Source organism: Halobacillus litoralis, from assembly GCF_009856415.1.
Classification (GTDB): Bacteria; Bacillota; Bacilli; order Bacillales; family Halobacillaceae; genus Halobacillus; species Halobacillus litoralis_C.
Window position 1 is genome coordinate 12802 of record NZ_WMEZ01000002.1, and the last position, 26584, is coordinate 39385.

Below are 26584 nucleotides of genomic sequence, written 5' to 3' on the forward strand. Positions count from 1 at the left end.
TACGGATGATTTTCAATTAGCCTCTGAAGAAGGTCTGTAATACAGTGAATTCAGCCGCTTTAACGAAATTGAAGAAATCCCCGTACCGCTGAACATCCGAAATCAAGCAGACGAAATGGACAGTATCCCTGGTTTATTTTGATGCTGCATAGAGAACCGCTTCTTTTTCAAGAAGCGGTTCAATCATTCATTCAATACGCCCATCTCCGTGATATGATGCCTAGTCGTTTCATCTCCAAGATCATAAATCTTTTGAAACGCTTTTTTCATATCGAGATCTGCCTCATCGTTCGCCTGGTCATTATGATAGGGATTAAACGGGACGTGGGACCTCCAGAAAGACTCAGCATCCGCATTATAAATCTCATCAAATACTTCTCTTAGAGCTTTTACTTCTTCCTCCGTTGCGTAAATTGTAAAATCATCATTGTTTGCATCGTGATTCAAAGATATTTCCCTTGTTCCCATATTGATATAATACTTTTCCTTGTCCATCATTCACCCTCCTCATCCTTAGTGTGAACCACGGAAGGGAAACCTATTACAGATAGAAACATTCAAGAAAACGTGTCATAAACAAGTGTGACTTTATCTAAGTATTCTTCATCCACGTTTATTCCCATTCCCGCTTTCTGTGGAACCTCAATGGCTCCTCCTCGCATAACAATTTCAGGGTGTACAAGATCTTTATGAAAATACCTTGTAGAACCGGACAAATCCCCTGGAATCGTGAAGTTTGGCAGGGATGCTAACGCAAGGTTATGCGCTTTGGAAATCCCCGATTCTACCATTCCTCCGCACCATACAGGAATTCCCCGCGATTGACAAAAGTCATGGATTTGTACGGCTGCTGTCAGACCGCCCACACGACTGATTTTTATGTTGATGATTTGACAACTTCCCAGTTCAACCGCTTGAACGGCATCGTGAAAAGACATAATGGACTCATCCAAACAAATGGGAGTGTTCATCTCCTCTTGCAGCTTTTTATGCCAATAGAAGTCCCCTGCTGTAAAAGGCTGTTCGATCATTGTTAACCCATGATCATCCAATGAACATAAATGGGTCATATCCTCTGGAATGTATTGTCCATTCGCATCGATCATGATCGGAAGCTCCGGATCAATTTCATGAAGGGTTTCTATTGCTTCCTTCTCTCTTCCTTTAATCACTTTCAATTTATATCTTTGAAAGCCTTCTGCCTTGAGCCTGGCCACATCTTTTTCTAACGAATCCCCCAAGCTGATCACTGCCCCTGCACTTACCGATGAACGGGTCCCTCCAAGGAGATCGGCAAGGCTTTTCCCTTCTTGTTTTCCGTATAAATCCCATAGAGCCGCTTCCAGCCCTGCTTTTGCCATCGGATGACCCTGGACGCTCTCATTTTGTATTGCAAAATCAGAAGGGTGAACCGCCCCATTTTTTAAAAGGGATGGAATTAAATAATCCTCAAGAATATGCCAAGCTGTGTCTAACGTTTCATAGGTGTAAAAAGGATTAGGAAAAGCCGTCACTTCCCCATAGCCTAAGTGACCTGCGTCATCTTTAACTTCTATAATGATCAGAGGACGTTCTTTCAATTCAGCCTGATGAGTAACGAATGGAACTTTGAGTGGTAGGGAAACTTTTCTTAACCGCACCGATTGGATTCTCATTCGTCCCCTCCTTGTATGGAGGATGAAGACAAACGCCTCCGCACTAACTTGTTCGAGGCATTCCTTGGGATTTCATCAATCCAGTGAACTTCTTTCGGACATTTATATTTAGCCAAACGCTCCCTGCACCAGTCCATGACTTCTTTTTCCGTCAGCCTGGCTCCATCTTCGGTCACAATGTACGCTGCAGGGACCTCCCCCCAACGTTCATCGGGACGTCCGGCCACTCCTGCTTCCCTTACCCCTGGCAAGGATAATAACACGCTCTCCACCTCTGCAGGATAAATGTTTTCACCCCCTGAGATGATCACGTCTTTCACTCGGTCCACCACATACAAAAATCCATCTTCATCTTCAAACCCAAGATCCCCCGTCCGCAAGTACTCGCCCTCTCTTTCAGGCCGGTTGTAGTAACCTTTCGAAACCATCGGCCCACGTACGATGATTTCACCAACTTCGCCACTTTCCGTGCAATCTATATACAAATGCGCCGGGCTTAGTGCCTTACCAGCTGATCCAAGCTTTGAAAAAGCGAATTCCGGACTGAGGGTGGCGATTTGGGAGCTTGTCTCCGTCATCCCATATGTTTGGAAAACGGGTATTCCTTTTGCTGATGTCTTGTTCAGTAAAACCTCAGGCACAGGCCCTCCACCAAGAAGCATACAACGGAAGTAGCCTGGATACCTACCGTCTTCAAGCACCTCGAGTAAACGCTGCAGCATGACTGTGACGACAGACACATGGGTAATCCCTTTTTCCATAATGGCCTCATGAACTTGTCGGGCATCGAACTTTTCAAGTAGCATGATCGGCATGCCGTAAACGACACTTTTCATCAAAATTGAAAAGCCACCTACATGAAACAAAGGTAAACAATTCAGCCACTTGTCCTTTTCCTGGGTCCCTAAATTCAAGGCAGAGGCGACGGCACTATGCCAATGGTTTCCATACGTATGCATGACGGCTTTCGGATTCCCTGTCGTCCCTGAAGTGTACATCATCGTATAAACGTCATCGAGGTCGAGGTCAGCTTGAAGTTCATGGGCGCTTTCCTTCTTCTCTTCTACATGTTCAAGTCTATGCACATCTAGGTCTAGCTCTTTTACCGAGTCCATGGCTACTTGCATGTGGGATCCATCTACATAAAAATGTGAAACATGTGCATCCGTAAGCTGGTACGTAATTTCCTTAGAGACCAGCCTTGTGTTCAAAAGAACAGCTACCGCTCCGATATAACTTACCGCGTGAATGAAAACCGCGTACATTGTACTGTTGCTCGCTAAGAAGGCGACATGGTCGCCATGTTCTACCCCATTATCCATAAGAGCGTAAGCCATCTTTCGACTTTCTTCCCTTAATTCAGAAAAACTGATGGTCTTACCGTCTGTTATTTCAATCGCCGTACGCAGCGGATTTAATGCCGCCTGTTTATCTAACCAATGAGGAATACGTTCGCCCATTTCAATCCTTCCTTTACCTAGTTCTATTATTCTGACGCTCGAATCATAAAAGGGGCAATCCTTTCTACAGGATGCCCCTTCACACATGGTTTCATATATAGAGACGGATCAAGGGAAACGAGGGAACTGATCGAAGTCAGGCTTTCTTTTCTCCTTGAAGGCGTCGCGTCCTTCTTTGGCTTCTTCTGTTGTGTAATACAACAGTGTGGCGTCTCCACCCATTTGTTGAAGACCAGCTAGACCGTCTGTATCGGCATTGAAAGAAGCCTTCAGGAAGCGCAGAGCAGTCGGTGACTTCTCCAGCATTTCACGCCCCCATTGTACAGTTTCAGCTTCAAGATCTTCCAATGGTACAACTGTGTTGACTAGTCCCATTTCTTCCGCTTCTCTCGCAGAGTACTGACGGCACAAGTACCAGATTTCGCGGGCTTTCTTATGACCGACGATACGAGCAAGTAATCCTGCGCCGTAACCAGCATCGAAGCTTCCCACTTTTGGTCCTGTTTGTCCGAAGATGGCGTTATCTGCAGCAATCGTTAAATCGCAAACGATATGTAAGACATGTCCACCACCGATGGCATATCCGGAAACCATCGCTACTACTGGCTTTGGAATCACACGGATCAAACGTTGCAAGTCAAGTACATTCAAACGAGGGATATGGTCATCCCCTACATAACCACCGTGTCCGCGTACTTTCTGATCTCCACCAGCACAGAAAGCATCATCGCCAGCTCCTGCAAGAACAATAACCCCGATTCTGGAGTCATCGCGAGCATAAGCAAAAGCATCGATTAACTCATGTACCGTTTGCGGACGGAAGGCATTACGGACTTCCGGACGGTTGATCGTGATTTTAGCAATCCCTTCAAATCTCTCGTACATAATATCTTCATATTCGCGTTCACTAACCCAATCAAAAGACATCTTATTTCCTCCTTTTTCTACATTCAGTTTCTATATTCCTCATGAAAAAACGCTTTCCTACAATTTTCATTTTATCATGAAGCCATCTATAATTTTAGCAAAAATCCCAGGATTCTCAAGGTGGACGGTATGACCAGCATCTTGTACGACCTGATGAGTGGCCTGAGAAAACCGTTCAGCCATGTCCCTATTGATTCTTTGGAACTTCTCGTCTTCCTCTCCGGTCACTAATAAGACCGGACACTTGAGGGAAGGTAACTGATCCCACCAGGATGGCTGATGCCCTGTGCCCATACCGAGAAGCGACTCAGAAAGACCTTTAGCCGTCTGACTCAGGCGTTCCTCTCTCAACGCTTTTTTCATTTCATCAGGAAGGGTTTGCTGGGAATAGAAAAGTGGGAGGCTTTCCCAGAAGTCTACGAATGATTCAACGCCTTCTTCCAGCAGCTTTTCCGATAATCCTTTATCTTTTGCTTGTCTTGCCAGCTGTTCTTCGGTTGTAGGTAAACCCGGAGAAGCACTTTCAAGTATTAATCGATCGACATATTCAGGGTAGAGCATCGCAAAGGATAGAGCTGTTCTTCCTCCTAAGGAATAACCAAGAAGGGATACTTTTTCTAATCCCAGCTGATCCAGCATGGATTTGAGGTCACGACAAAAGCGTTCCATCGTTATCATACCAATCGATCCTGTTTTTCCATGACCGGGCAAATCCACTTTAATTAGTCGATAGGATTTTTCAAAACGGGACGTGATGGAGTCAAAAGTTGAAGTACGACCCGTAAACCCGTGCAGCAGGATAAAGGCTTGCCCTTGCCCTTCCCCCTCATCCTCGAGCCAGTATTCTCTACCGTTTACCTTCATCCTCATAAACCCTCGCTCCATTCCAGAACCGCTTTTTCTACATTTGCCCAACGCTCTTTGTGAAAGGCAACATGATCGTCACGGTTCGTCACCACTTCGACGACATTCAGCCCCGGACTTGCATAACTTTCTGCTAAGGCACGCTTATAAGATTCCCAAGTTGTCACTTTTCTGTGTGTGCCACCATACATCCCGATAACAGGACCGAGATCAAGACCTAGAGGCGTGCCAAAGAGCTCTTCAAAGTGATCAGGATGTTGGGATTGTGGCAGGTAAGAAAATATGCCGCCTCCATCATTGTTAATCACAACAATGGTCAATGGAATCTTCTTATTCTTTGCCATCCATAGTCCATTCAAGTCATGATAGAAGGAAATATCCCCTAATAAAAGCGTGGTATGTTTGCCTGTGGCAGCTGTTCCAATCGCTGTACTGACCACGCCGTCAATCCCATTTGCTCCTCTGTTCGCCATCAGTTGGACATTTTTTGGAGAAGCCATAAAGAAACTATCAACATCTCTGATCGGCATACTGTTGCCCACAAAGAAGTTAGAATCATCTGGTATCGATTCTGACAAATAAACGACCGCATGGCCTTCGTTGAGCGTATGTTCAGGTTCGAGAAGCATTTCATTCTTCGCTAATACATTCATCTGCTGCCACATGGAAAGCCATGACGTCTCTACGTTGCCATCAGGCATGAATGTAGACAAGCTTTCACACAATCGGACGGGATTACTCCAAATGAATGTCGCCCCAATGCCCGCAGGCTCACGAAACTCCTGTTGATCATCCACAACATAGTGATCGATCTGTTCTTTATATTGCTGGATCCATTTCAAGTACGCTTTGGAAACAGGCATCGCTCCGAAACGTACGATAAAGTCGGGCACAACTTGAGCTTGGATTGTTTGTGACTTAAGCAGAGCATCATAGTTTTCAATGATGTTCCTCTTATCGTGACTCCCCGTACGAAGCTGTGATAAAGGATCAGCGAATACAGGAACTCCAAGACGCGAGGCCAGCTGTGTAACTGCCTCAGCTAAGCGTGAATCCGTTTGTGGTCCTACAACCAGTAACCCCTTTTCTCCTTGAGCCAATCGTTCAAATAATTGTTTTACTTGATCGTCCGGCATCGTTAAACTTCCTCGTTGAGCTTTTGGAATCGACTCGACTCCTCCACGCCACGCTTCCTTCAACTCAAAGTCTGGAATTAATGGTTCTCGAAATGGAATATTCAAGTGCACAGGACCTTGACCAGAAATCGCCTCTTCGATCGCTCTTGCCGCCTGTTGTCTCGCGTAAAAGAAGTTGTTTTCTTCAGGTAGTGCCAGATCCTGATACCACTTAACATAATTGCCAAACATTTGAATTTGATTAATAGATTGGGGCGCTCCCACTTCTCTCAATTCATGCGGCCTGTCAGCGGTCAACACAACGAGAGGTACTCGGCTATAGAAAGCCTCGACAATAGCCGGATAATAGTTCGCTGCTGCCGTACCAGACGTACATACGAGCGCTACTGGTTTTTGTTCTTGCTTCGCTACCCCCAAAGCAAAAAAAGCAGCTGAGCGTTCATCAAGGTGAACCCAGTGATTCACCTCGGAATGCTCAGCAAACGTCATAGCTAATGGAGTGGACCTCGAGCCTGGGGATATGACGACATGCTCGACTCCAGAGAACACGAGTTGGTCTACAAAATGAGTCACATATTTCGATAAAGCTTCTACATGTCCCATTCTGATCCTCCCAATACATTCATCATCGGTTTTAGTTTTACTGCCGTTTCTGCATATTCTGCTTCAGGATCGGAATCCTCGACTACCCCACACCCAGCAAACAAAGAAGCTTCCTTTTGCTGAATGAGAGCGGAACGGATGGCGACAGCAAACTCACCGTTATCCTGTGCATCAAACCAACCGATCGGTCCAGCATACCAGCCTCTATTCAACGTTTCATGGGTACGAATATACTCGACCGAAACTTGCTGCGGCATCCCACCAAGAGCCGGAGTCGGATGCAGCTTTTCAATGACATCCAGCAATGTGTAGCCTTGATCCAATACGGCTTTTACTGGTGTGTACAAATGCTGCAGGTTCCGGAGCGGATAAAGGACAGGTCCATTCGGTACTTCTACTTGGCTGCTGCATGCTTCTACTGCTTCTTTAATCATTTCCACTACAAATTGATGCTCCTGACGATTTTTAGGGTCGCCTAGCAATTCTTCTCCAAGCTTGAGGTCTTCTTGCTCGGTCCTGCCCCGAGGGACTGTTCCTGCAAGACACGTAGACACAAGTTCCCTGTCTTCCACTTTCGCAAGCCTCTCAGGGGTCGCACCAATAAAGTGATCCCCTTCACTTTCGTAGCAGAAAATATAGCTGTTTGGCTGGGTATCAGCTAGAGCTTTCAAAATGGCGGTGATTTGCACATCCTCTTTGAATGTGACACGGAGTTCTCTGGCAAGGACGACCTTTTCCATCAATCCTGCTGTAATATCTTCCGTCGCTTTTTTCACCGATTCTTTCCAAGCCTCAGGAGCAACCTCAAAGGTTTGATCGATGACAGGTAACGAACCGGCCATCTTCCCTTCCTTAAGAAGAAGGTCCCGGTGATCTTGTATTTGATGAGCAATTTGCTGGTGATGATCTTCTGGAAAAATTAATGCATTAATGGTCAAATACGTTTCCCCATCCACTTTCGTTAAGAGAAAAGCAGGAATCGTCATTTGACTGTCAGGAAAGGATTCCCATGGCGTTTCCTCTTCCTGATCAGGATCGAAACTGAAGCCGCCAAGAGCCACCATCCCTGTTCCTTTTTTATTGTAATCATCATGCTGCATCGCATTTTCCTGCAGATGCTTCCACAAGGATTGGACTTCACGAAAACGATGTTTACTTTTTGCATACAATTGACTGGCCTTCCCTATCCCGACCATGGTCAAGTCATTTTCAGCACTCTGCCAAAACGAGCGATGCTGATCGATATGCTGACCCGTTTCAAAAAATTGAAAGGGGTCTTGATTATCTATATGTTCAACTATACTAATAAAAAGAGGTTCCCCAAGATGATGTGCTTTCTGAAGAGCTTCCCCGATCAGTTCTTCTATATGAGGGGCCTTCGTATGAAGCATATATATTCCTCCCATTCTTTAAGGGACGTTATCTACTCTATCCACACGAAGCAAATGAATGCCTCTGTGTGCATGCATCACTCTCTATTTTATTCTCTTTTTTCTCTTGACTCAAGGAATCTTGCTTTAAATCCAACATTTTCTTACATTGATTGACACTCTAGGACCGTTTCCCTAAAATTAAACTGTTATCATAACAAGAGTATAGTGACAAGGGAGAGAACATCAATGAGCTCTGTTCAAAACCAAAACATAAAAGCTTCCTTGAATGAACGTGAAGGTTTCCAAGTGTGGTGGCGGTTGCTACGACCACACACACTGACGGCTGCCTTTGTCCCTGTTTTCGTCGGGACAATGCTTGCTGCTATGGAACAAACGATCAACTTCTGGTTATTTGCCGCCATGTTGCTCGCCTCAATCCTCATTCAAGCAGCTACCAATATGTTTAATGAATATTATGATTACAAACGAGGCTTAGATAATGAAAATTCAGTCGGGATCGGCGGAACCATTGTCCGTGACGGAATCAACCCTAAGACCGTGCTTTCATTAGCATATCTATTCTTTATCATTGCAGGAGTCCTGGGCGTTTATATATGCGCCTCTTCAAGCTGGTGGATTGCTGTCATCGGGTTGGTTTCCATGCTGTTCGGCTACCTTTACACAGGAGGCCCCTTACCTATTGCCTATACGCCATTCGGTGAAATAACAGCAGGTTTTTTCATGGGGACCATCATTATTGGCATCAGTTATTTCATTCAAACCCTTGCGATTACTGCCGAAGTGATCATCGTTTCCGTACCTGTGGCCATCTTCGTTGGTACCATTTTGTTAGCCAACAATATCAGGGATCGCATCGGTGATGCCGAAAACGGAAGGAAAACACTAGCTATTCTTTTCGGCCATAAAGGATCCATCGTTTTCATAAGTTCACTTTTTGCAACAGCCTTTATTTGGACAGGCGTATTGATCATTTTAGGTACACTGCCATTGTGGTCATTAATTACCTTCTTTAGTCTAATAAAAGCAACGAAAGCCATTCAGGGATTTATAGGAAAAACGCAACCACTGGAAATGATGCCTGCTATGAAAGCGACGGCTCAGACGAACACCATTTATGGTTTTCTTCTTGGTCTATCCTTACTATTACACCTTAACTTCCCTCTTTCCTAAAAGAGAGAACCAGACAAAACACATCACGAGAAACAAAAAAAGGATGGTCCTTACCATCCTTTTTTATTATTACTAAATCTCCTGATTGTCGAATAAGTCATTTATGATTTTAGTTCGTAACATGAAGGTTTGACCATTTTTACAATGGGAATAATACAAAAAGGACGGGATGAAAATGAACAAATCTATGATGAAGAATACATTGATGGAAGCACTAGGGATGGAAGTTCTGACGGCAGAGGCGACAAAGGTACAGATTCGTATGCCTGTCGACCACCGCACGCATCAGCCCATGGGGTTTCTTCATGGGGGAGCAAGTGTCGCATTAGCCGAAAGCGCTGCAAGCATCGGGGCGTTTTTGAACATTGACCCTGATCAACAACAAGTTTTCGGAGTAGAAATTAATGCCAATCATATTAAAAGTGCCCGGGATGGATATGTAAAAGGGACAGCGACTCCTGCCCATATCGGAAAAAATACAATGGTATGGGAAATCCAGATTGTCAATGAAGCCTCGGGGGAGTTGTTGTGTTTATCCCGATGCACCATAGGAGTCGTTCCGTTGAAAAAATAACTGAGCTGTTTTAGTCGAAAGGAGTCTCTTTACCATGTTAAGTGATAAACAAAAACAACAATTCAAAGACCGCCTTTTAGAAATGAAAGAGGAAGCGGAAGCACAAATGGAAGAATACAAAGAAGACCAAGCGAAAGAAGATTACGAAAACGACCGAACCGGTGAAATATCGAGCGTGGCTGATCATCCTGGCGACCAGGGAACAGATCAATTTGAGAGAGCGAAAGAACAAACGTTTTATGAGCAGGCGCGGGAGAAGTTAATGGAAGTAGAAGATGCTCTAAAGCGTATGGAAGAAGGGCGCTATGGTTTAAGTGAAAAATCAGGTGAACCGATTCCGGTTGAACGCCTGGAAGCCATGCCTACAGCTCGTTATAAAGTGGAAGAAATTGAAAACGAAGCAAATAATTAAAAGAAAAGCGAGGGGACCTTTCCCCTCGCTTTTTTATGCAGCTGACTGTCGCACACTTTTTTGTTCGATCCAGTCCTTCATTTTAACAAATAACATAATAAATAAAGTTCCAGCAATAGCTCCTTTAATTACATTAAAAGGAAGAATTCCTGCTAAGATCGTCATCCATTTCACATCCGCACTCATTGTCTCCCATCCCATAAACCAACTATACGCAGGAAGGATAAGGAAATAATTGAGTACGCTCATCGTCAATGCCATGAAGACGGAACCAAAAACCAAACCTAAAATAAGGGATCTCATCGTCTTTCCTTTACGATAGATAACAGCAACCGGAACAACGAAAAGGACTCCAGCAAAGAAATTCGCTGCGACCCCTATAGGGTCTGAAACTCCTGTAAAAATCATATATAAGCCATTTTTCAACGCTTCCACAACAACCCCTGCGAGCGGAGAAAATAAAATCGCAGCTAGAAGCGCAGGAATGTCACTAACATCCACTTTTAAATAAGGGGGTAAAAAAGGAAGCGGAAATTTCAAGAACATTAACACCATGGATATCGTACCAAGTAACGCTAAAATAACTAACTTTTGCAGTTGTGATGATTGCCCCGTATAAGAGTTCATCATCGATCTCCTCCTTCATCTTTTCATCGATTCACATCCCAGATGAAGGTAAACGGCCTATAAGAACACATAAAAATAACCCTGTAGCATTAAGGGCTAAGGGTAGTCGTGTCCATAAGGAAATAGAGGTAGTGTTTAATCTACCCGATCCGTTCGACATCTTCTCCCATCCAGACTTTAACTGTCGGTCCCGGACTTTCACCAGGTCCACCGCATGGTCAAACCACACGGGTCACGGACTTGAAGAATCCACGTTCTCCTTACCGTCGGTCGGGAATTGCACCCTGCCCCGAAGATGGAATCGATATGTTATTGTAAATTAATTTTATACAAAACGCAGTAAAATCGCAAGATTAATGTTTGACAACGGATTGCTTTTCTTTCCTTTTGCGATGTAAAGGAATATTTCAGGTCTATCTCTTAAATGAAGTTCCTCTCATCTTTAAATAGTTTTGTACATAATTTTTTAATAAATAAAAGACTGTCATCTAATTTTCCACCACGTTATAATGCTCCTGTTGCTTATTCAAAGGAGTGGTCATATGAAATTTAATTTATCAAAAGAACAGAGACAATTGATGGTTGAAGACATCCAACATTTCTTTCTAAACGAAAGAGATGAAGAAATATCGGAGTTTGCGGCTGAAAACTTCTTGGAATTCTTCAAAAACACACTAGCTTCTCACTTTTATAATCATGCGGTAAACGATGCGATCACCGTTCTACAAACCCAATACTCTTCGATTGAAGAAGAGGTTCGTACACTCGAACATCCCATCCGTCGTTAACAATTTAGAGTGAACCTGAATGGTTCACTCGTTTTTATTAAGTGGATCTTATAGAAATGACTAGTGACAGTAACGATCGTAAATAAAAAAAGGAAAATACTTTAAAAGTATTTTCCAAAAAGGCCCCCGACTTTGGGAACATACATAAGTGAAATAGTCCTAATAAAACGAAACATTGATCATGTCTTTCCATGTAAAGATTTTTAAATAGAGAAGGTTATAAATGGCGACTATTCTCTCCGGTCCATTTGTTCGTCAACTTCCCGGTTTTCTTCAGAAGGTTCTTCTCCAAGGTCCGGTTCCTGTTCATCCCTATCTAAGATAGGTTCTTCCAAGTCACGTCTCATATCTTCGTCCCGATCCATGCGATTTCTCTGATCATCTTGATCATAACGTGTGGGTTGATAATTGACATCTTCTGGCTCATTTTGATCCATACCTGCACATGCAGATAAAATGGAAGTGAGTAGCACCACCATCACGATTGTTAGTTGTCTTTTCATCTTCTCACCTCCTTGATATGTTAACCTTTACTATTTGCATACCATAAGAATTCATACACCTGAATCGTCCAAAAAATTTATTATAAGATCCATCATTCGAGGCAGAATAGTCATGTAACTCCTTTCAAACCATTACATTAAAAGGAATGATTAAATATGGGAAGAAGAAACTCATGGTTAGCATTAGGAACAGCTGGGGCTATAGGTGCAGCAGCTATGTATGGGATAAATAGAATGAATCGCAATGGTGGAATGCAGCAAGTGGGTCAAAATGTCCAAAATAGTGAAGTAGCTCAAAGTTTACAAAACGCTCTTCCAAAAAATAATCGATAATAAAAAAGGAAGCCACATTTCGTTGGCTTCCTTTTTTTATTGATTAGGCCTTCAGTTCAATTTCACCTAAACAAGACGCAATTCAGCGCCTTCATTATTCTTTTATGCCAATGGAGACTGCATTTTTTCTGTAGCATCGATAAACAGACGAAGAGTAGAAGAAACAGTAGATACATCGACGAGACCATCTTCACTATCTTTCACCTTATCAAGCTGCATAAGAATGTATTCATCATACCCATGCAACTGTAACTGTCCGGCACAAATCTTACCTTTCAACGTCATAATTTGTTGATGCAGTACTTCCCGATCCATGCAGATCACTCCTTAATATAGAAGATTATATCTGCTATTCTTTCCAATTATGCTTTAAATAAACAAAACACCGAGGGAAGATCCCTCGGTGCTTGAAGAAATTAATCTACTAGCGGATTCAGACTTTCGTTTCCTGTCATATTCTTTATCATTTCTACCATTAAGGAAATCTCTTCTTCGATGTCCTTTACGCTTACGGTTTCTACAGGAGAATGCATATAACGGAGTGGAAGAGAAACGAGGCTGACTGGAACGCCTTTGCCAGTAAGTCTCATCTTATCGGCATCTGTCCCTGTCATTCTAGGTGTTAACTCATACTGCACGTCCATCTCAAGAGATTTCGCTGTGCTTTCAAGGAGCTTGTTAATCTTCCGGTTGATCGGAGCTCCTTTTGCCAGTACAGGTCCCCCATCTAAGCGGACGTCTCCATGTTTATTCTTGTTGACCCCTGGATAATCGGTAGCAAATGTCACATCACAGGCAATCGCCATCGTTGGTTCAATACCAGCTGCGGCGAAGTAAGCTCCCCCCATGTTGGTCTCTTCATTAACGGTGCTTGCCGCATAGACCCCCACTTGAATACTCTCTTTAGAAAGCCTTCTTAATACTTCCCCTACGATGAATTGTCCGGTACGGTTATCAAGACCGCGTCCAGCTATGTATCGATCCATCAGCAGTTCCGGCTCTCTTTTATAAACAGCAAGATCACCAATTTGAACAAACTGCTCCATCTCTTCTTTCGATTGGGCTCCACAGTCAATAAAAAGATCATCTAAACCAAAGTCACCTTTCAACCCACCATGGTGTTGAGCGTTCACTCCAATGACCCCTGACAATTCTTTGGCATAGCCAAGAATTTGAACCTTCATTCCTACGGCAGCTTTCGGGTTGATGCCCCCCATTTTGTCAAAATGAAGATAGCCTTGATCATCAATACGGTTGATGACGAGCGCAATTTCATCACAGTGTCCAGCTAACAGAATTTTGAATTCCGCATCAGGATTCAATACAGCGATGGCATTCCCGGCATGATCGGTTTTGATTTCGTCAGCAAACGGACGCATTTCTTTGATCCATCTTTTCTGTATCTCCATTTCCATGCTGGATGGAGAAGGTGTGTTTAGCAATTCCATTAAGAAATTCAATCGTTCTTTTTCCATAATCATCCCCCTTTTCTTTTATCATACCAAAAAAGGGGGATTCCATTATAATTAGACGCTTATTCTGATCCTAATGAGGGAACATGGTCTTGTACGGAATTTTTAGAGGAGGAATTGGAATGAACTTAGAAAACTGGTTTAACAAAGGAATGACAGCACAGACATACGTCGATCATATGCAAAAACACCAAAAAGACTTCATTTATATATATGAAAACTTCCCTGTCCCCGTTGAAGATCACCCCCTATTCGAAAAAGTCCAAAATAAGAAATTACGCGCGATTGTTCTTACAGAGGACTGGTGTGGAGATGCGATGCTGAACTTGCCGATTTTCTTAAAAATTGCAGAGCATGGACATATCCCTGTTCATTTCCTTTTGCGTGATGAGAATTTAGAGCTGATGGATCAATATTTGACCAACGGTCGATCAAGATCCATCCCTAAAATCATTTTTATCGACACGAAAGGAAATGAAGTGGGAACTTGGGGACCCCGTACTCCTGAAATCCAAGCATTTATAGATGATTCATTAGCGAACCTCCCTAATCATAATGCTGAGGATTTTAACGAAAAACGGAAGGAAATGCTGACATTCATTACAAAAGCCTATCGTGATAATCGGGACTTCTGGTCTTGTGTCTATAAAGATTTGAAAGAAAAAATTTCATAAGCCCTTTTCCAAGAGGATTTCCTTAGTATTAAGGAAGTCCTTTTATGTTTGAAGAAAGACAGGAATAGCCATACTGAGGATAAAAAAGGGGCGTATGGCATGCAATCCTTAATCCGCCTTTACTTCCAAATGCCGCTGTTTTTGCGGTTATTGACTACTGTACTGTTTACCATGTCGTTATTCGGATTGATCATCCATATCATAGAACCGCAAAACTTTCCTACTTTTTTTGATGGTCTCTGGTGGGCCTTTGTGACAGGTGCCACTGTTGGTTATGGTGATTATGTACCGTTAAGTGCTACGGGAAAAATTATTGCGATCCTTCTCATTCTATCAGGTGGAGGCCTCGTGACTTTCTATATGGCCACTCTCTCAGCATCTACAGTTAAACACGAAACGGACTTATCAGAAGGAAAAGTGCCCTATAAAGGGAGTGATCACTTAATCCTTGTAGGTTGGAATGAACGGACTCGCCACTTGCTGGACATGTTGGAAGAACAAAACCTGCAAGAAAGAATTGTTCTGATTGACCGTACAATGAACCAGTTTTATCAGCGTTTATCCAGTGTGCACTTCATTAACGGAAGTGCCACAAACGAAGAAACGCTTGTACATGCCAATGTAAGTGAAGCAAGAATGGCGATCATCACCGCTGATCCATCCATGGAAGAAGAACAATCCGATCAGACGGTCATTCATCAAATTGTCGCGCTGAAAGGGCACCATCCAGGATTGTTTATCATCGCAGAAGTACTAACCGAAAAGCAAAAAATCAATGCAGAACGGGCAGGAGCCAACACCATCATTCGTTCTAATGACTTTATGAGCAGCCTGTTTTACCAGGAGCTCTATCGGAACGACCCCGTCAAACCATTTGAACTTCTTCTTGACTTGTTGACTGAACGACAATTTCATGAAGAAACAATTAGTGGTGAACTTATTGGAAAGCCTATGCTCAAAGCTTTTGAACATTATCTGAAAGAACATTATCAAATTATCGGCATAAAAAAAGGCGAAGATCTCTCCTTCGACCTTCACCCTGATATCGTATTGGAAGAAGGGGATGTACTTGTCGTTTTTTCACCCCTTCGAAAGTAAAACCTGTTCAACCTGGGCAAGCAACTCTCTTCCCTTGTTGACGTGCTCTTCAGGAAAAGACGCGTCTTTATCCACCGGCTCCTGGAACTGATCAAATATCGCTCGGAAGTTCCCTTCCTTGACGTTGTCATCAAGACCTGGATTATATTTATGAGATAGCAGAAACGGTTCTTTCATCTCAATCATGGCATAATCGCCAGGTGCATCTAAAGAACCTGAGGTTACGACGAATGGAAGACGAATAAACTGATAACCTACATGATCGTCTATTTTATAGTCAAAATATCCATGCTCATAATCCCAGTTATCGGATAGTTTAAAGCCAAGAGCCTTTAATTCACTCTCCACATCATTGTATGTGTAGACTTGCCCTGTAATTGGTGAAGATAATGGAATCACTGTCATCACTCCTTTATTCCTTACTATGCCCAAACAAAAAAAGCGCAGGTCATCCATTTTCTGGAGGACCTGCGCTTTTCTTTTTATTTCAAACGGTTTTCAAGTTCTTCTTTTTCTTTTTCAAATCCTGGCTTACCAAGTAGCGCAAACATGTTGACTTTGTATGCCTCTACACCCGGCTGGTCGAATGGATTCACACCCAATAGATAACCACTGATCGCACATGCTTTTTCGAAGAAGTACACAAGGTAACCAAACGTATAAGCATCGCGTTTCGGCAGGTGCAAGATCAAGTTCGGCACATCCCCGTCCGTGTGTGCAAGCATTGTCCCAAGGTAAGCTTTTTCATTCACCTCGTCAACGGTAGCTCCTGCGAGATAATTGAGGCCGTCCAAGTTCTGACTGTCTTCCTCGATCGTAATGTCTGAAGATGGCGTTTCTACATTCAAAACCGTTTCAAACAAGTCACGACGCCCCTCCTGTACATATTGTCCAAGAGAGTGCAAGTCTGTGGAGAAGTTTGCAGAGGCAGGGAAAATTCCTTTTTGGTCCTTCCCTTCACTTTCTCCAAACAATTGCTTCCACCACTCAGCGAAATATTGAAGGGATGGCTCATAGTTCACAAGCATTTCAATCGTTTTTCCTTTGTTATAAAGGACGTTCCTCACGGCCGCATACTGATACGCAGGGTTTTCGGATAGCTTATCCGTGCTCAACTCACTTTGAGCAGCCTGAGCACCTTTCATCATTTGATCAATGTCGATTCCGCTTGCAGCAATCGGGAGAAGTCCAACGGCAGTCAAAACAGAGTAACGCCCGCCGACATCATCAGGTACGACGAAGGATTCGTAGCCTTGTTCACTCGCAAGTGTCTTCAAGGCTCCTTTTTCTTTGTCTGTTGTTGCATAGATGCGTTTACGTGCTTCTTCTACGCCATACTTCTCTTCAAGGAACTTACGGAAGATACGGAAAGCAATGGCCGGTTCTGTCGTCGTTCCACTCTTAGAGATGACGTTCACGGAAACATCTTTGTCTTTAAGTACATCAAAAAGTTCATTCATATATGGTGCACTGATGCTGTTACCAACGAAGAAAACTTGAGGAGTTTTTCTGTCATCAGAAGATAACTCATTGTAAAAACTGTGATTCAACATTTCAAGTGCAGCACGCGCCCCTAAGTAGGATCCTCCGATTCCGATGACTAGTAAAACATCAGAATCTGATTTGATCTTTTCAGCGGATTTTTTGATACGCGCGAATTCTTCTTTATCGTAATCCTCAGGTAAATCCAACCATCCTAAGAAGTCATTTCCTGCTCCTGATTTCTCGTGCAGGGATTTATGTGCAAGAGATACAGCTCCTTGCATATATTCTAGTTCATGCTCACCAAAGAAAGGCAAAGCTTTTTCGTAATCAAAACGAACATGTGTCATTGATGACCCTCCAAATCGTCATTTTTTGCTTGACCAATTTCACTTTATCGAAACCTTACCTTCAAATCAAGCAATCGCCAAATTGTAAACGGATACATTGAAAACTTTCATGAATATGAAAAATTTTGGAATATCACTCACTCCTGAACTCCTACTTTATTCAACTATAGCTCTTTATTCTTAATGACTCAGTTTCGAGATGTTTCCGTGGTTCGTTGCCGTGTTGAGCGTCAGGGGTGGCTGGGAAGCTACTCGCTTTCCTGTGGGGATGACGGCAAGCCTCCTCGAGCTTCGCTCTGTGGGGTCTCGCCAGCCAATCCATTCCCACGGGAGTCTCGCAGCTTCCCAACCACCCCATTCGATGTATGTGAGAAACGAACCCCTATACCCAAAGTGGGGAACGTCTTCCACCCCAACCCAAAATAAAGTGCTCTGTCAGGCCTTTGGCGCTGAGAATCACCACTAAAGAGGGCTTTATATGATTCACTTTGCTTAAGTATACTAGAGGAGTTGCCGAGAAGTGGTTTCGAGAAACTGATATAGCCTAGGGGCGGAGGGGAATGGCGAGACTCCTATCTTAAGTGTGGAGGCGCCTCAATCAGCGGCGTATGGACTGGACTGAGCTGGCGGAGATAAAGGAAACCCGAAGAAAGAAGTGATTCGATGTTGACTTATCGTACAGAAGAGAGGGAAGTCTCACTAGCCGCTAGGCGCCGGAACCGACCGCGCTCCCGAGGAAAGCGGGTCATTCCCCGCAGCCCCAACCACTAAACAAAAGTCTCGAAACTGAGTCTTCCACTATCCTGCCATTTAGTTTAATAATTGTATAAAAAAATCGGAGGGAAAGCCCCTCCGATTTGCTTGTATTTTATTTGGACATCTCCAAGATTTTTTGAACGTCTTCTTCATGCAATTGATTGAAGTTTCCGAATGGTCCTCGCTTCATAGCACGGTCGACGATGACATCGAATTTGTCGTCGCCAATATCGTAATCAGCGAGTGTTTCTGGAGCGCCGATCGAACTCCAGAAAGAACGTAGAGCCTTGATGCCCTCTTCTGCGACTTCTTTATCCCCTTTCCCTTCTGGATTGACACCAAACACTTTTGTAGCCATACGAGCAAAGCGTTGTTCGTTGACTTCCATGTTATGTTTCATCCAGTTGGGGAATAGGATTGCGAGTCCGCCTGCGTGTGGAATGTCATAAACAGCAGATACTGCGTGTTCGATATTGTGGCTGGCCCAATCCCCTCGATATCCCATTTGAAGCATGCCGTTAAGTGCAACGGTCCCGGCATACAAAATGGTTTCTCTATGCTCTAGTGACTCCAGGTTTTCAAGAAGTTTAGGAGCTGTTTCGATGACAGCTCTCAATACACCTTCCACCATCTCATCTTGCACAGGGGACTGTGTTGGATTATGGAAGTATTGTTCAAACAAGTGTGTCATCATATCAACAATTCCATAAATCGTTTGATCTTCCGGAACACTAACGGTGTAAGCAGGATCAAGAATAGAGAAAGTCGGGTTTGTAAGAGGAGCTGCTCCCCATCCATATTTCTCATTCGTTTCCCAATTGGTTATAACGGCACCTGCATTCATTTCGGATCCTGTAGCTGCAAGGGTCAATACCGTTCCGAATGGAAGAGCTGATTCTGGCTTCGCTTTTCTCGTAACGAGATCCCATGGAGCTCCATCGTATTTTGCTCCAGCTGCAATGGTTTTCGTACAATCAATGACACTTCCTCCCCCTACAGCAAGAAGGAAATCAATGTTTTCTTCTTTACAAATCTGAACTCCTTTTTCGACAGTCGTCAGTTTCGGATTGGGTTCTACACCTGATAGTTCCTGGACTTCAACACCAGCTTCGTTCAACTGACTCATCACTTGGTCATAAACACCATTCTTCTTTATACTTCCTCCACCATAAATTACAAGCACTTTTTTAGTAGCGGCCGGTAACTGGGAAGGTAATTGACTAATTTGGTCTTTACCAAAAATTAATTTCGTTGGATTATGAAAAGTAAAAGCATCCATAATGGAATTCCCCTTTCTAAACTGAGCGTACGATGATATTATCCCCGAATTCCGAGGTATTCTCAAAAGATATGCAATTCGTATAATATTTTTCCCTGTGTTTAAGCTAATAAAGAATAAAGAAAAGGAGGTGTTTTGAATGAATTGGTTGAATCGTGTGGCCCTTCTTCTAGTCATTGTCGGAGCCATTAACTGGGGGTTGATTGGTTTATTTCAATACGATCTTGTCGCTGGGCTTTTCGGAGGTGGTGAACAAGGAGCATGGCTGGCACGGGTAATCTATACACTTGTCGGTATTAGCGGACTTATCGTCATATCTCTTTATTTTTCACCGGTAGCTGAGCATGAGAAATCCCCCGAAGCTGATCCGGCGGAATAAAAATTGCAAACTGAATCCCCATAAAAAAAAGGACCTGTTCCGTGGAACAGGTCCTTTTCACATCTTTCTTATTTACGGAATTTCTCACGGTCGTCGGATTGTTTGATCCAATCTTCCAGCTTGTCTTTCAGCGTGTTGAAACCAGCTGTGGACTCTTCCTGTTGTTTCGGTGCTGCTTGCTTACGAGGACGACGTGTTGCTGCTTTTGGAGCTTCTTGCGTCGCACGGATAGAAAGAGAATACTTATTGCTCTTTTCATCGATGTTCAAGATTTTAACTTGTACCTCGTCACCTTCAGAAAGGTGCTCATTGATATCCTTCACGTATCCGTGAGTGACTTCTGAAATGTGAACAAGACCTTGAACCTTCTCATCTAGAGCAACGAACGCACCATATGGCTGAATTCCTGTAACTTTACCTTCTAAAACTTGACCTTCTTGAAACTTATCTGACATGCTATACAACTCCTGATTTAATTATTATTCGCTTCTTTTCACGCAATAAATGATTTTACCATAAAAGAGACCATTTAGCAAAGTAATCTTAAACTTCTTAAAACGTTTGAAATTCCCCCTCCCATAAAGTGGTATAATATAGGAAAGAACAGAGGAGGTATGTTTATGTCCACTGGTAACAACATTCGAAAATACCGTGAGTTGAAAAACTTCACAAAGGAAGATCTGGCTATGAAGGCGAGAATAGGGATCCATACTCTCGAAAGTTATGAAACTGACGAACGCACTCCTGAATTAGATACCATCCTGAAAATTTCAACTGTCCTTGATATCCCTGCCTCTGAATTACTGGAAAACCATGAGGAAAACTCATCAGAAATTGATGAAGAATTACAAACCCTCATACAGGAAATTGGCGTAAAACGTTCAAAACTCCTACTAAAGAAAGCCCGTGACTTCTCAGAACAGGACGTCCTACGCGCAATGAATCTCCTCTATGATTTAAATCAACAAAAAAATTAAAAAAATAGGTTTATAAACTATGAAAGATGGTTATATTAAGTAACGTAAGACTTTCTCGTATTCCCCCTGTGTAAGCAGAGCGAACGTTCGCTTTGCTTTTTTTTTGCTTTTTTTTATAAATACCCCCTATACATAACGAACCTTTTCTATTCGCGAGCGCCTTACACTCAAACAACATATTTTCATTCAACCGTCTGATTCGGGTAAGATAGATAACAAAATGGAGTATTGGAGGAAAACGCGATGGAACGTTTTGAAGAAGTCGTTTCAAGAAAAGGAACAAGGTCCGTCAAATGGGATATGGCGGAAGATCTTTATCAGGATAAAGAAGTACTGCCGATGTGGGTGGCTGATATGGACTTCAAAACTCCAACAGCTGTAACGAATGCTATACAAGAAAGAGCAGAACATGGAATCTTCGGATACACGATGCCTGATGCCAAAGTTAAAAAAAGCATCACACAATGGCTTGAAAAACGCCATCAATGGAAAATAGACCCAGAGTGGATCACTTATAGCCCTGGAGTTATTCCATCCTTGCATATGATTATACAATCACTGACAGAAATTGGAGATCATATCATTATACAGACTCCTGTCTACCCTCCCTTTTACAGTGTCATTAAAGATCATGGAAGGCATGTAGTGAAAAATCCTCTTCAATTGAACGAAGAGCAATATGAAATTGATTTCGCTGATTTTGAAAAGAAGATCAAAGACCATAGCGTCTCCATGTTCATTCTCTGCAACCCTCACAATCCAGTAGGGCGTGTTTGGAAAAAAGAAGAACTGCAAAAGATGATGGATATCTGCTTAAAGCATGATGTCAAAGTAGTAGCAGATGAGATTCATGCAGATTTGGTCTATCAAGGAAACCATCACATTCCTGCAGCGAGCTTGTCAGAAGAAGCTTCCAAGCAAACCATCACCTGCTTATCACCAACAAAGACATTCAACTTAGCAGGGCTTCAGGCTTCCTACGTCGTCATACCTGATGAATCAGCCAAGAAAAAAGTCGACCGTCACTTTAAAAACCAAGGAATGTTGATGCTGAATACATTAGGACTGACAGCCATGGAAGCGGCCTATGACCAAGGTGAAGAATGGTTAAATGAATTAATGAATGTTCTGGAAAATCATCGCGATTATGTCACCGATCGATTTCATAACGAAACATCTTCCATCCGCGTTTTTCCAGCAGAAGGCACTTATCTTCTTTGGTTGGACTGTAGAGAACTGAAGATGGATCAGGCAGAGTTGAAGCGATTCATGCAAAAGGAAGCAAAAGTAGGCTTGAACGATGGGGCTTCCTTCGGTGAAGAGGGGGAAGGATTCATGCGGCTGAACATAGCCGCCCCGAAATCAATCATCGAAGACGGCCTCACCCGTATCATCGGCGCTGTAAAGGCGCGAGAACAATAAAAAAGTCTCCCTCTTGGGGAGACTTTTTTAATTTCCTTCCTGCTTCTTATCCGGCTCTGTAGGATCACTGGTTTCGTCTTCATCCGCTTTTAGAGTAATTTTTCCGCAAGCGATACGTTCTCCTGAATCTCCTGCCGGCTGCGTCATCCCGTCATCCTGACCGCTATGAATCACGATGGAAGTCCCCTCATCTCGAAGTAAAGACTTCTGCCCTTCTTTCAGCTTGGCTTCAGGCAGCATTAGTTTAGTGTCCACCATACCACTTTGGTCTGCTTCTACATTCGGCATGTCTCCGACGTGAGCTCCCTTCGGATTCATCAAACCATGGTCTTTCGAAAGGGGGTTAAAGTGATTTCCGGCACTTTTAAAATCAGGGGCCTCACATTTCGGAAACTCATGAATATGGACAGCATGCATGCCCGGCTCAAGTCCTTCTACTTTTAATTGGACTTCTACTCCCTCCGACTGCTCTGTCAGGGTTGCTGTACCAATTTTATCGTTGTCGGCATTATAGATCGATGTATTCAAAGGAGAACGTTCTTCCCCCGAACACCCAGCAAGAATGAACACAAATGCTATCGATAAACCGATTAAGACTCTCATATAAATCCTCCGTTCCATGAAATACTCCATGGATAGTATCTCCATCGATTTATAAAAATATAACAAAAGCCACGTCAGGCTCAGGCCCTAACGCGGCTTTTCATTCTTTTCATTAGCATGATTGTCTATTTTATAGGCTTGGTCTACTTTCTGCTCTTCCTTCTGGGAATTTTTTATGAACCAAATCATTGTGATTGCGGCAAATACGATAAAAAGCATTAGCATGACGATTGCAGGAATATACTCTGATTTATCTTGAGGAAAATAAAGAAATTCCATCATAGGGCAACACATCCTTCTATAAAGAATTATATCAAACTTCACCCTCTTCCATGAAGAGCTTCACGATATCTTCACAATTTCAATTTTTTGTTACAATAGAGAGAGCACGCGAAGAGGAGTGAAGGTATGTCAGAATTTCCAAATGGTTCGATCGTGAAAGCCCATTATAAAACGGGTATTTATATTGGTGAGGTCGTCGAAGACCGCAACCGCTTTTATTTGGTAAAAGTCCTAGCCGTCGATAAACACCCGATGCAAGGGGATCTTCATAACCCCGGCAAAACAGAAGAAGTCTTTTTCCATCAGCGGAAAGCTTTAAGCTACAATGAAAAAGCGAATGTACAAAAAGAAGCCGTTAAGCCTTTTGAAGGAGAGATCCCTTCATATGAAGATTCTTTGAAGGAAGCGGTGGATGCTCTTAAAACGAAGCTTGTGAGAAGAGAGACGGACTTCAACCAGAGTGCGAAGAAGCAGCTGGATGATTTAGAGAAGCAGTACTTCGGTTAAATGGGAGGATGACAGCGCTTTTTTTCGTATTTGTTTTCTATTCAAGGGTATGGTAATTTTATATAGTCAAAAGTAATGGAGGAGGTCATATCCATGACAACACATATTGGAGCGAAACCCGGAGACATTGCAGACAAGATCCTTCTTCCTGGTGATCCGCTACGAGCGAAATACATTGCAGAAAACTTTTTAGAAGATGCGACATGCTATAACGAAGTACGAGGCATGTACGGTTATACAGGTACTTATAAAGGTGAAAGAATTTCCGTCCAAGGAACAGGCATGGGCGTGCCATCCATTTCCATCTATATCAATGAATTGATGGAAAGCTACGGTGTCCAAAAGCTGATCCGCGTCGGTTCTTGCGGTGCATTGCAAAGCGACGTTAAAGTGCGTGACGTCATCCTTGCCTCTACGTCCACAACGGATTCACAAATGAACCGTATGGTCTTCGGTGGCATTGACTTTGCACCGACCGCTGATTTCAATCTTTTGAAAAATGCGTATGATGCGGGTATTGATAAAGGCTTGAAGCTGAAAGTCGGAAACGTATTTACCAGCGACAGCTTTTACCGTGATCAAGCCATGGATCTTTTCAACCTGCTCGCTAAGTACAACGTGCTGGCAGTTGAAATGGAAACAACAGCGCTGTACACGCTGGCAGCGAAATACAATCGTCAGGCTCTATCCGTTCTTACAGTAAGTGACCATATCCTGACAGGTGAAGAAACGACGGCGGAAGAACGCCAAACGACATTCAATGAAATGATTCAAGTCGCTCTAGAAGCCGCCATTCAAGATTAATGAGCAAGCACCCCTACAGATTGTAGTGGGTGCTTTTATTTTGGTCCCACTCCCTCTATATCTTTGATATGGACAACATAGATCCGGTCACCAATACTAATAAAAACTTCCTCATCCCACACTCTTTCCATTTTGCCATAGTAAACACCATCCACCGTTTGGACGATAAGGAAAGTCCCCAGGTTCTTTTTTACCATGTTTCGGGTGGCACGCCTGCGTGACGAGGAACGAATTTTCCGCCACAACGACGCTAGTTGGAACATCTCCCATCCTCCTCGCTCATAAACCTCCCTATATGTTATACGTCTGTCATATACGGGGTGCGAGGTCTGGACCTATAAACATAAAAAAACCTCCCAGATCCGGGAGGTTTTTAAACTATTTCACAATATACTGGGCTAAAGTTTTGGACATGACCCCAGTCGGGCCTTTAGGCCCCAAATCGTGAGCACCTTCAGCTATGGATGTACCAGCGATATCCAAATGAACCCACGGTACTTTTTCAACGAAGGCACCGACAAACGCTCCACCCATGATGGGATGGGCTTTTCTCGTTGGCGAGTTATTCAAATCAGCAATCGCGCTTTTTCTCACCTGCGCTCTATAATCATCATTGTAAGGTAACAGCCAAATAGGCTCTCCTACAGATTTCCCTGCATCCTCAACATCTTTATACAAACGCTCATCATTCGTCATAGCACCTGTCATCCAAGATCCTAGTGCCGTTACGACGCCTCCAGTTAACGTAGCGACATCAATCACTCGATCCGCACCCTGACTTTGAGCATAGGTGACCCCATCGGCAAGGGCAAGACGGCCTTCTGCATCTGTATTCAACACTTCAATTGTTAGGCCACTCATAGACGTAATCACATCATCCGGCTTGAAGGCATCGCCTGAAATCATGTTGTCGGACGATGGAATGACAGCGATGACGTTCTTTTTCGGCTTCAATTGACCAATGGTTTCCATAGCGCCGAGAACAGCTGCTGCTCCTCCCATATCTCCCTTCATACCTGGCATACCGGTTTTCGGTTTAATGGAATAGCCACCTGTGTCATAGGTAATTCCTTTTCCAACAAGGGCTGTAACATCTTTCCATTCTTCTAGTCCCTGATATTTAAGCACAATCATTTTGGGTGGTTCTACAGAGCCTTGATTGACAGCCAGTAAAGCTCCCATTCCCAACTCTTCCATATCTTCTTTCTCTAGAATGCTCAACTCGAACTGATAGTCTTCCGCCATCGTTGTAGCGAACTCAGCCATCTCAGAAGCAGTCAAAATGTTCGCAGGCAGATGAACCAAATACCTTGCCGTATTCACCCCATCAGCAAAGGCTTGACCTCTATATAAAGCTTCAAGTACTACCTTTTCCTCTTGCTCCGTCCAAACGTTGAGTTCATTGATGTCGACTGGTTCTTTTTGATTGGTTTTAAAAGAAGGGAGACGATACGTCGATGTCAGCATAGCTTCTGAAAGAAGAGCGGAGTATCGTTCTACGTTTCCCCCTTCAGGAATAAGACTTTCTAGCAAAATAGTCACAGACGACACTTTGTCTTTGATTAAGCTTTGAAATACACGACCAAATGTCTTGCGATACTTGTTTTCATCGAATTTCTGTGATGATCCTAGACCAATCACATAGATGTTCTTCAAATCACTTTCATTCATTTCATTCATGACTAAAACCTTATCCAGTTTTTTGCTTTCCGTAGACAAATGCCCAGCTTCTATGTACGCTTCAAGATCGACTCCACATGAATTTTTCACCTTGTCGATGGTAGGCTTGTTCACTTCATTTTCTTCAAAAAGACCCACGAGTAACGATCCCGTATCTTTCCATTCATTTGTTACAGTATACATATTGATACACCTCCATACCCAAGTATACACAAATTCACTATGATTTCCTTGCGAAAAAGATTCGTTCTTTGATCTTAACTTAACATGAATATAACTATCTCGCTCCATGAATCATATGGTATAATGACTTTGCTCCATCACCCTATGAACGCTACAAAAAAGCATGCCATGATCCTATGGATGCACTTTA

At 43.2% G+C, this 26584-nt stretch carries 31 protein-coding genes and 1 riboswitch; of the genes, 12 read left to right on the forward strand and 19 right to left on the reverse strand.

The features are described from left to right. Positions 1–183: 183 nt before the first annotated feature. The 7 genes from GLV98_RS05720 to GLV98_RS05750 all read right to left on the reverse strand — a co-directional run bounded on the left by GLV98_RS05720 (position 184) and on the right by GLV98_RS05750 (position 8036). A complete protein-coding gene (locus GLV98_RS05720) occupies positions 184–495 on the reverse strand; it encodes a hydrolase (RefSeq protein WP_160913023.1) in 312 nt (103 codons plus the stop codon). Between the two features lie 62 nt (positions 496–557). Then, complete coding sequence (gene menC / locus GLV98_RS05725; protein ID WP_160913025.1) at positions 558–1655, reverse strand: o-succinylbenzoate synthase; 1098 nt, start codon at positions 1653–1655, stop codon at positions 558–560. Then, a complete protein-coding gene (locus tag GLV98_RS05730; RefSeq protein ID WP_160913027.1) occupies positions 1652–3115 on the reverse strand; it encodes an o-succinylbenzoate--CoA ligase in 1464 nt (487 codons plus the stop codon). Before GLV98_RS05730 ends, menC begins: the two co-directional genes overlap by 4 nt. A 108-nt stretch (positions 3116–3223) precedes the next feature. Beyond that, positions 3224–4042 carry a 1,4-dihydroxy-2-naphthoyl-CoA synthase gene (gene menB, locus GLV98_RS05735; RefSeq protein ID WP_089654878.1) on the reverse strand — a complete coding sequence of 273 codons (819 nt, stop codon included), beginning with the start codon at positions 4040–4042 and terminating at the stop codon, positions 3224–3226. Positions 4043–4108: 66 nt separating this feature from the next. Further along, complete coding sequence (menH, locus tag GLV98_RS05740) at positions 4109–4912, reverse strand: 2-succinyl-6-hydroxy-2,4-cyclohexadiene-1-carboxylate synthase (RefSeq protein ID WP_160913029.1); 804 nt, start codon at positions 4910–4912, stop codon at positions 4109–4111. Next, a complete protein-coding gene (menD, locus tag GLV98_RS05745; protein WP_160913031.1) occupies positions 4909–6645 on the reverse strand; it encodes a 2-succinyl-5-enolpyruvyl-6-hydroxy-3-cyclohexene-1-carboxylic-acid synthase in 1737 nt (578 codons plus the stop codon). Before menD ends, menH begins: the two co-directional genes overlap by 4 nt. After that, positions 6633–8036, reverse strand: a complete 1404-nt coding sequence (locus GLV98_RS05750) for an isochorismate synthase (protein WP_160913033.1) — start codon at positions 8034–8036, stop codon at positions 6633–6635. Before GLV98_RS05750 ends, menD begins: the two co-directional genes overlap by 13 nt. Positions 8037–8264: 228 nt before the next feature. On the opposite strand from GLV98_RS05750, the gene GLV98_RS05755 reads away from it, so the two are divergent. The 3 genes from GLV98_RS05755 (at position 8265) to GLV98_RS05765 (ending at position 10195) form a co-directional block, all read left to right on the forward strand. After that, entirely contained in the window at positions 8265–9209 is a 945-nt protein-coding gene (locus GLV98_RS05755) for a 1,4-dihydroxy-2-naphthoate polyprenyltransferase (RefSeq protein ID WP_160913035.1), read from the forward strand. A 175-nt stretch (positions 9210–9384) separates the two neighbouring features. Next, complete coding sequence (locus tag GLV98_RS05760) at positions 9385–9783, forward strand: hotdog fold thioesterase (protein WP_160913038.1); 399 nt, start codon at positions 9385–9387, stop codon at positions 9781–9783. A gap of 34 nt (positions 9784–9817) precedes the next feature. After that, positions 9818–10195 carry a hypothetical protein gene (locus GLV98_RS05765; protein WP_160913040.1) on the forward strand — a complete coding sequence of 126 codons (378 nt, stop codon included), beginning with the start codon at positions 9818–9820 and terminating at the stop codon, positions 10193–10195. Between the two features lie 33 nt (positions 10196–10228). Here the strand turns inward: GLV98_RS05765 and GLV98_RS05770 are convergent, their stop codons facing one another. Further along, the gene (locus GLV98_RS05770; protein ID WP_160914434.1) at positions 10229–10822 is read right to left on the reverse strand and encodes an ECF transporter S component; all 594 of its coding nucleotides are present in this window, start codon (positions 10820–10822) and stop codon (positions 10229–10231) included. A 154-nt stretch (positions 10823–10976) separates the two neighbouring features. After that, a riboswitch (FMN riboswitch) is annotated at positions 10977–11123 on the reverse strand. A 241-nt stretch (positions 11124–11364) separates the two neighbouring features. Between GLV98_RS05770 and GLV98_RS05775 the strand changes: the two genes are divergently transcribed. After that, positions 11365–11610 (forward strand): DUF2164 domain-containing protein, encoded by a 246-nt coding sequence (locus tag GLV98_RS05775; protein ID WP_160913042.1) that lies wholly within the window; start codon positions 11365–11367, stop codon positions 11608–11610. A gap of 230 nt (positions 11611–11840) precedes the next feature. Here GLV98_RS05775 and GLV98_RS05780 read toward each other — a convergent pair whose 3' ends face one another. After that, the gene (locus tag GLV98_RS05780; RefSeq protein ID WP_160913044.1) at positions 11841–12113 is read right to left on the reverse strand and encodes a hypothetical protein; all 273 of its coding nucleotides are present in this window, start codon (positions 12111–12113) and stop codon (positions 11841–11843) included. Positions 12114–12269: 156 nt separating this feature from the next. On the opposite strand from GLV98_RS05780, the gene GLV98_RS05785 reads away from it, so the two are divergent. Next, complete coding sequence (locus GLV98_RS05785) at positions 12270–12446, forward strand: hypothetical protein (protein ID WP_160913046.1); 177 nt, start codon at positions 12270–12272, stop codon at positions 12444–12446. A 102-nt stretch (positions 12447–12548) separates the two neighbouring features. Here GLV98_RS05785 and GLV98_RS05790 read toward each other — a convergent pair whose 3' ends face one another. Both GLV98_RS05790 and GLV98_RS05795 read right to left on the reverse strand, forming a co-directional pair. Then, positions 12549–12761, reverse strand: a complete 213-nt coding sequence (locus tag GLV98_RS05790) for a hypothetical protein (RefSeq protein WP_160913048.1) — start codon at positions 12759–12761, stop codon at positions 12549–12551. Positions 12762–12862: 101 nt separating this feature from the next. Further along, entirely contained in the window at positions 12863–13921 is a 1059-nt protein-coding gene (locus GLV98_RS05795; protein ID WP_160913050.1) for a M20/M25/M40 family metallo-hydrolase, read from the reverse strand. A 119-nt stretch (positions 13922–14040) separates the two neighbouring features. Between GLV98_RS05795 and GLV98_RS05800 the strand changes: the two genes are divergently transcribed. Both GLV98_RS05800 and GLV98_RS05805 read left to right on the forward strand, forming a co-directional pair. After that, positions 14041–14592: a thioredoxin family protein gene (locus GLV98_RS05800; RefSeq protein ID WP_160913052.1), complete on the forward strand. Its 552-nt coding sequence runs from the start codon at positions 14041–14043 to the stop codon at positions 14590–14592. Between the two features lie 99 nt (positions 14593–14691). Beyond that, positions 14692–15690 carry a potassium channel family protein gene (locus GLV98_RS05805; RefSeq protein ID WP_160913054.1) on the forward strand — a complete coding sequence of 333 codons (999 nt, stop codon included), beginning with the start codon at positions 14692–14694 and terminating at the stop codon, positions 15688–15690. Here GLV98_RS05805 and GLV98_RS05810 read toward each other — a convergent pair. The 3 genes from GLV98_RS05810 to GLV98_RS05820 form a co-directional block, all read right to left on the reverse strand. Beyond that, positions 15673–16089 (reverse strand): YugN-like family protein, encoded by a 417-nt coding sequence (locus GLV98_RS05810; protein ID WP_337193722.1) that lies wholly within the window; start codon positions 16087–16089, stop codon positions 15673–15675. The two genes, GLV98_RS05805 and GLV98_RS05810, sit on opposite strands and share 18 nt — an antisense overlap. Positions 16090–16172: 83 nt before the next feature. Further along, a complete protein-coding gene (locus tag GLV98_RS05815) occupies positions 16173–17522 on the reverse strand; it encodes a glucose-6-phosphate isomerase (protein ID WP_160913056.1) in 1350 nt (449 codons plus the stop codon). 868 nt (positions 17523–18390) lie between these two features. Further along, positions 18391–19557 (reverse strand): iron-containing alcohol dehydrogenase, encoded by a 1167-nt coding sequence (locus GLV98_RS05820; RefSeq protein ID WP_160913058.1) that lies wholly within the window; start codon positions 19555–19557, stop codon positions 18391–18393. A 139-nt stretch (positions 19558–19696) separates the two neighbouring features. Between GLV98_RS05820 and GLV98_RS05825 the strand changes: the two genes are divergently transcribed. Continuing rightward, entirely contained in the window at positions 19697–19936 is a 240-nt protein-coding gene (locus GLV98_RS05825) for a DUF378 domain-containing protein (RefSeq protein WP_160913060.1), read from the forward strand. Positions 19937–20004: 68 nt separating this feature from the next. Here the strand turns inward: GLV98_RS05825 and yugI are convergent, their stop codons facing one another. Continuing rightward, positions 20005–20391 (reverse strand): S1 domain-containing post-transcriptional regulator GSP13, encoded by a 387-nt coding sequence (gene yugI, locus GLV98_RS05830; RefSeq protein WP_160913062.1) that lies wholly within the window; start codon positions 20389–20391, stop codon positions 20005–20007. 165 nt (positions 20392–20556) lie between these two features. Here yugI and GLV98_RS05835 point away from each other — a divergent pair, with 165 nt between their 5' ends. Both GLV98_RS05835 and GLV98_RS05840 read left to right on the forward strand, forming a co-directional pair. After that, positions 20557–20913 carry a helix-turn-helix domain-containing protein gene (locus GLV98_RS05835; RefSeq protein WP_160913064.1) on the forward strand — a complete coding sequence of 119 codons (357 nt, stop codon included), beginning with the start codon at positions 20557–20559 and terminating at the stop codon, positions 20911–20913. A gap of 243 nt (positions 20914–21156) precedes the next feature. Beyond that, entirely contained in the window at positions 21157–22335 is a 1179-nt protein-coding gene (locus tag GLV98_RS05840) for a MalY/PatB family protein (protein WP_160913066.1), read from the forward strand. 27 nt (positions 22336–22362) lie between these two features. On the opposite strand, the gene GLV98_RS05845 is transcribed toward GLV98_RS05840, so the two are convergent. Further along, positions 22363–22968, reverse strand: coding sequence for a superoxide dismutase family protein (locus GLV98_RS05845; RefSeq protein ID WP_237417056.1), 606 nt, complete (start codon positions 22966–22968; stop codon positions 22363–22365). Positions 22969–23025: 57 nt separating this feature from the next. Continuing rightward, complete coding sequence (locus tag GLV98_RS05850; RefSeq protein WP_160913068.1) at positions 23026–23220, reverse strand: hypothetical protein; 195 nt, start codon at positions 23218–23220, stop codon at positions 23026–23028. 126 nt (positions 23221–23346) lie between these two features. Here GLV98_RS05850 and GLV98_RS05855 point away from each other — a divergent pair, with 126 nt between their 5' ends. Both GLV98_RS05855 and deoD read left to right on the forward strand, forming a co-directional pair. Next, positions 23347–23727 (forward strand): kinase-associated lipoprotein B, encoded by a 381-nt coding sequence (locus GLV98_RS05855; protein ID WP_160913070.1) that lies wholly within the window; start codon positions 23347–23349, stop codon positions 23725–23727. Positions 23728–23820: 93 nt separating this feature from the next. After that, positions 23821–24531 carry a purine-nucleoside phosphorylase gene (deoD, locus tag GLV98_RS05860; RefSeq protein ID WP_160913072.1) on the forward strand — a complete coding sequence of 237 codons (711 nt, stop codon included), beginning with the start codon at positions 23821–23823 and terminating at the stop codon, positions 24529–24531. Positions 24532–24566: 35 nt separating this feature from the next. Here the strand turns inward: deoD and GLV98_RS05865 are convergent, their stop codons facing one another. Both GLV98_RS05865 and GLV98_RS05870 read right to left on the reverse strand, forming a co-directional pair. Beyond that, the gene (locus GLV98_RS05865) at positions 24567–24794 is read right to left on the reverse strand and encodes a hypothetical protein (protein ID WP_160913074.1); all 228 of its coding nucleotides are present in this window, start codon (positions 24792–24794) and stop codon (positions 24567–24569) included. A gap of 115 nt (positions 24795–24909) precedes the next feature. Then, positions 24910–26394, reverse strand: a complete 1485-nt coding sequence (locus GLV98_RS05870) for a leucyl aminopeptidase (protein WP_160913076.1) — start codon at positions 26392–26394, stop codon at positions 24910–24912. Positions 26395–26584: the final 190 nt, after the last annotated feature.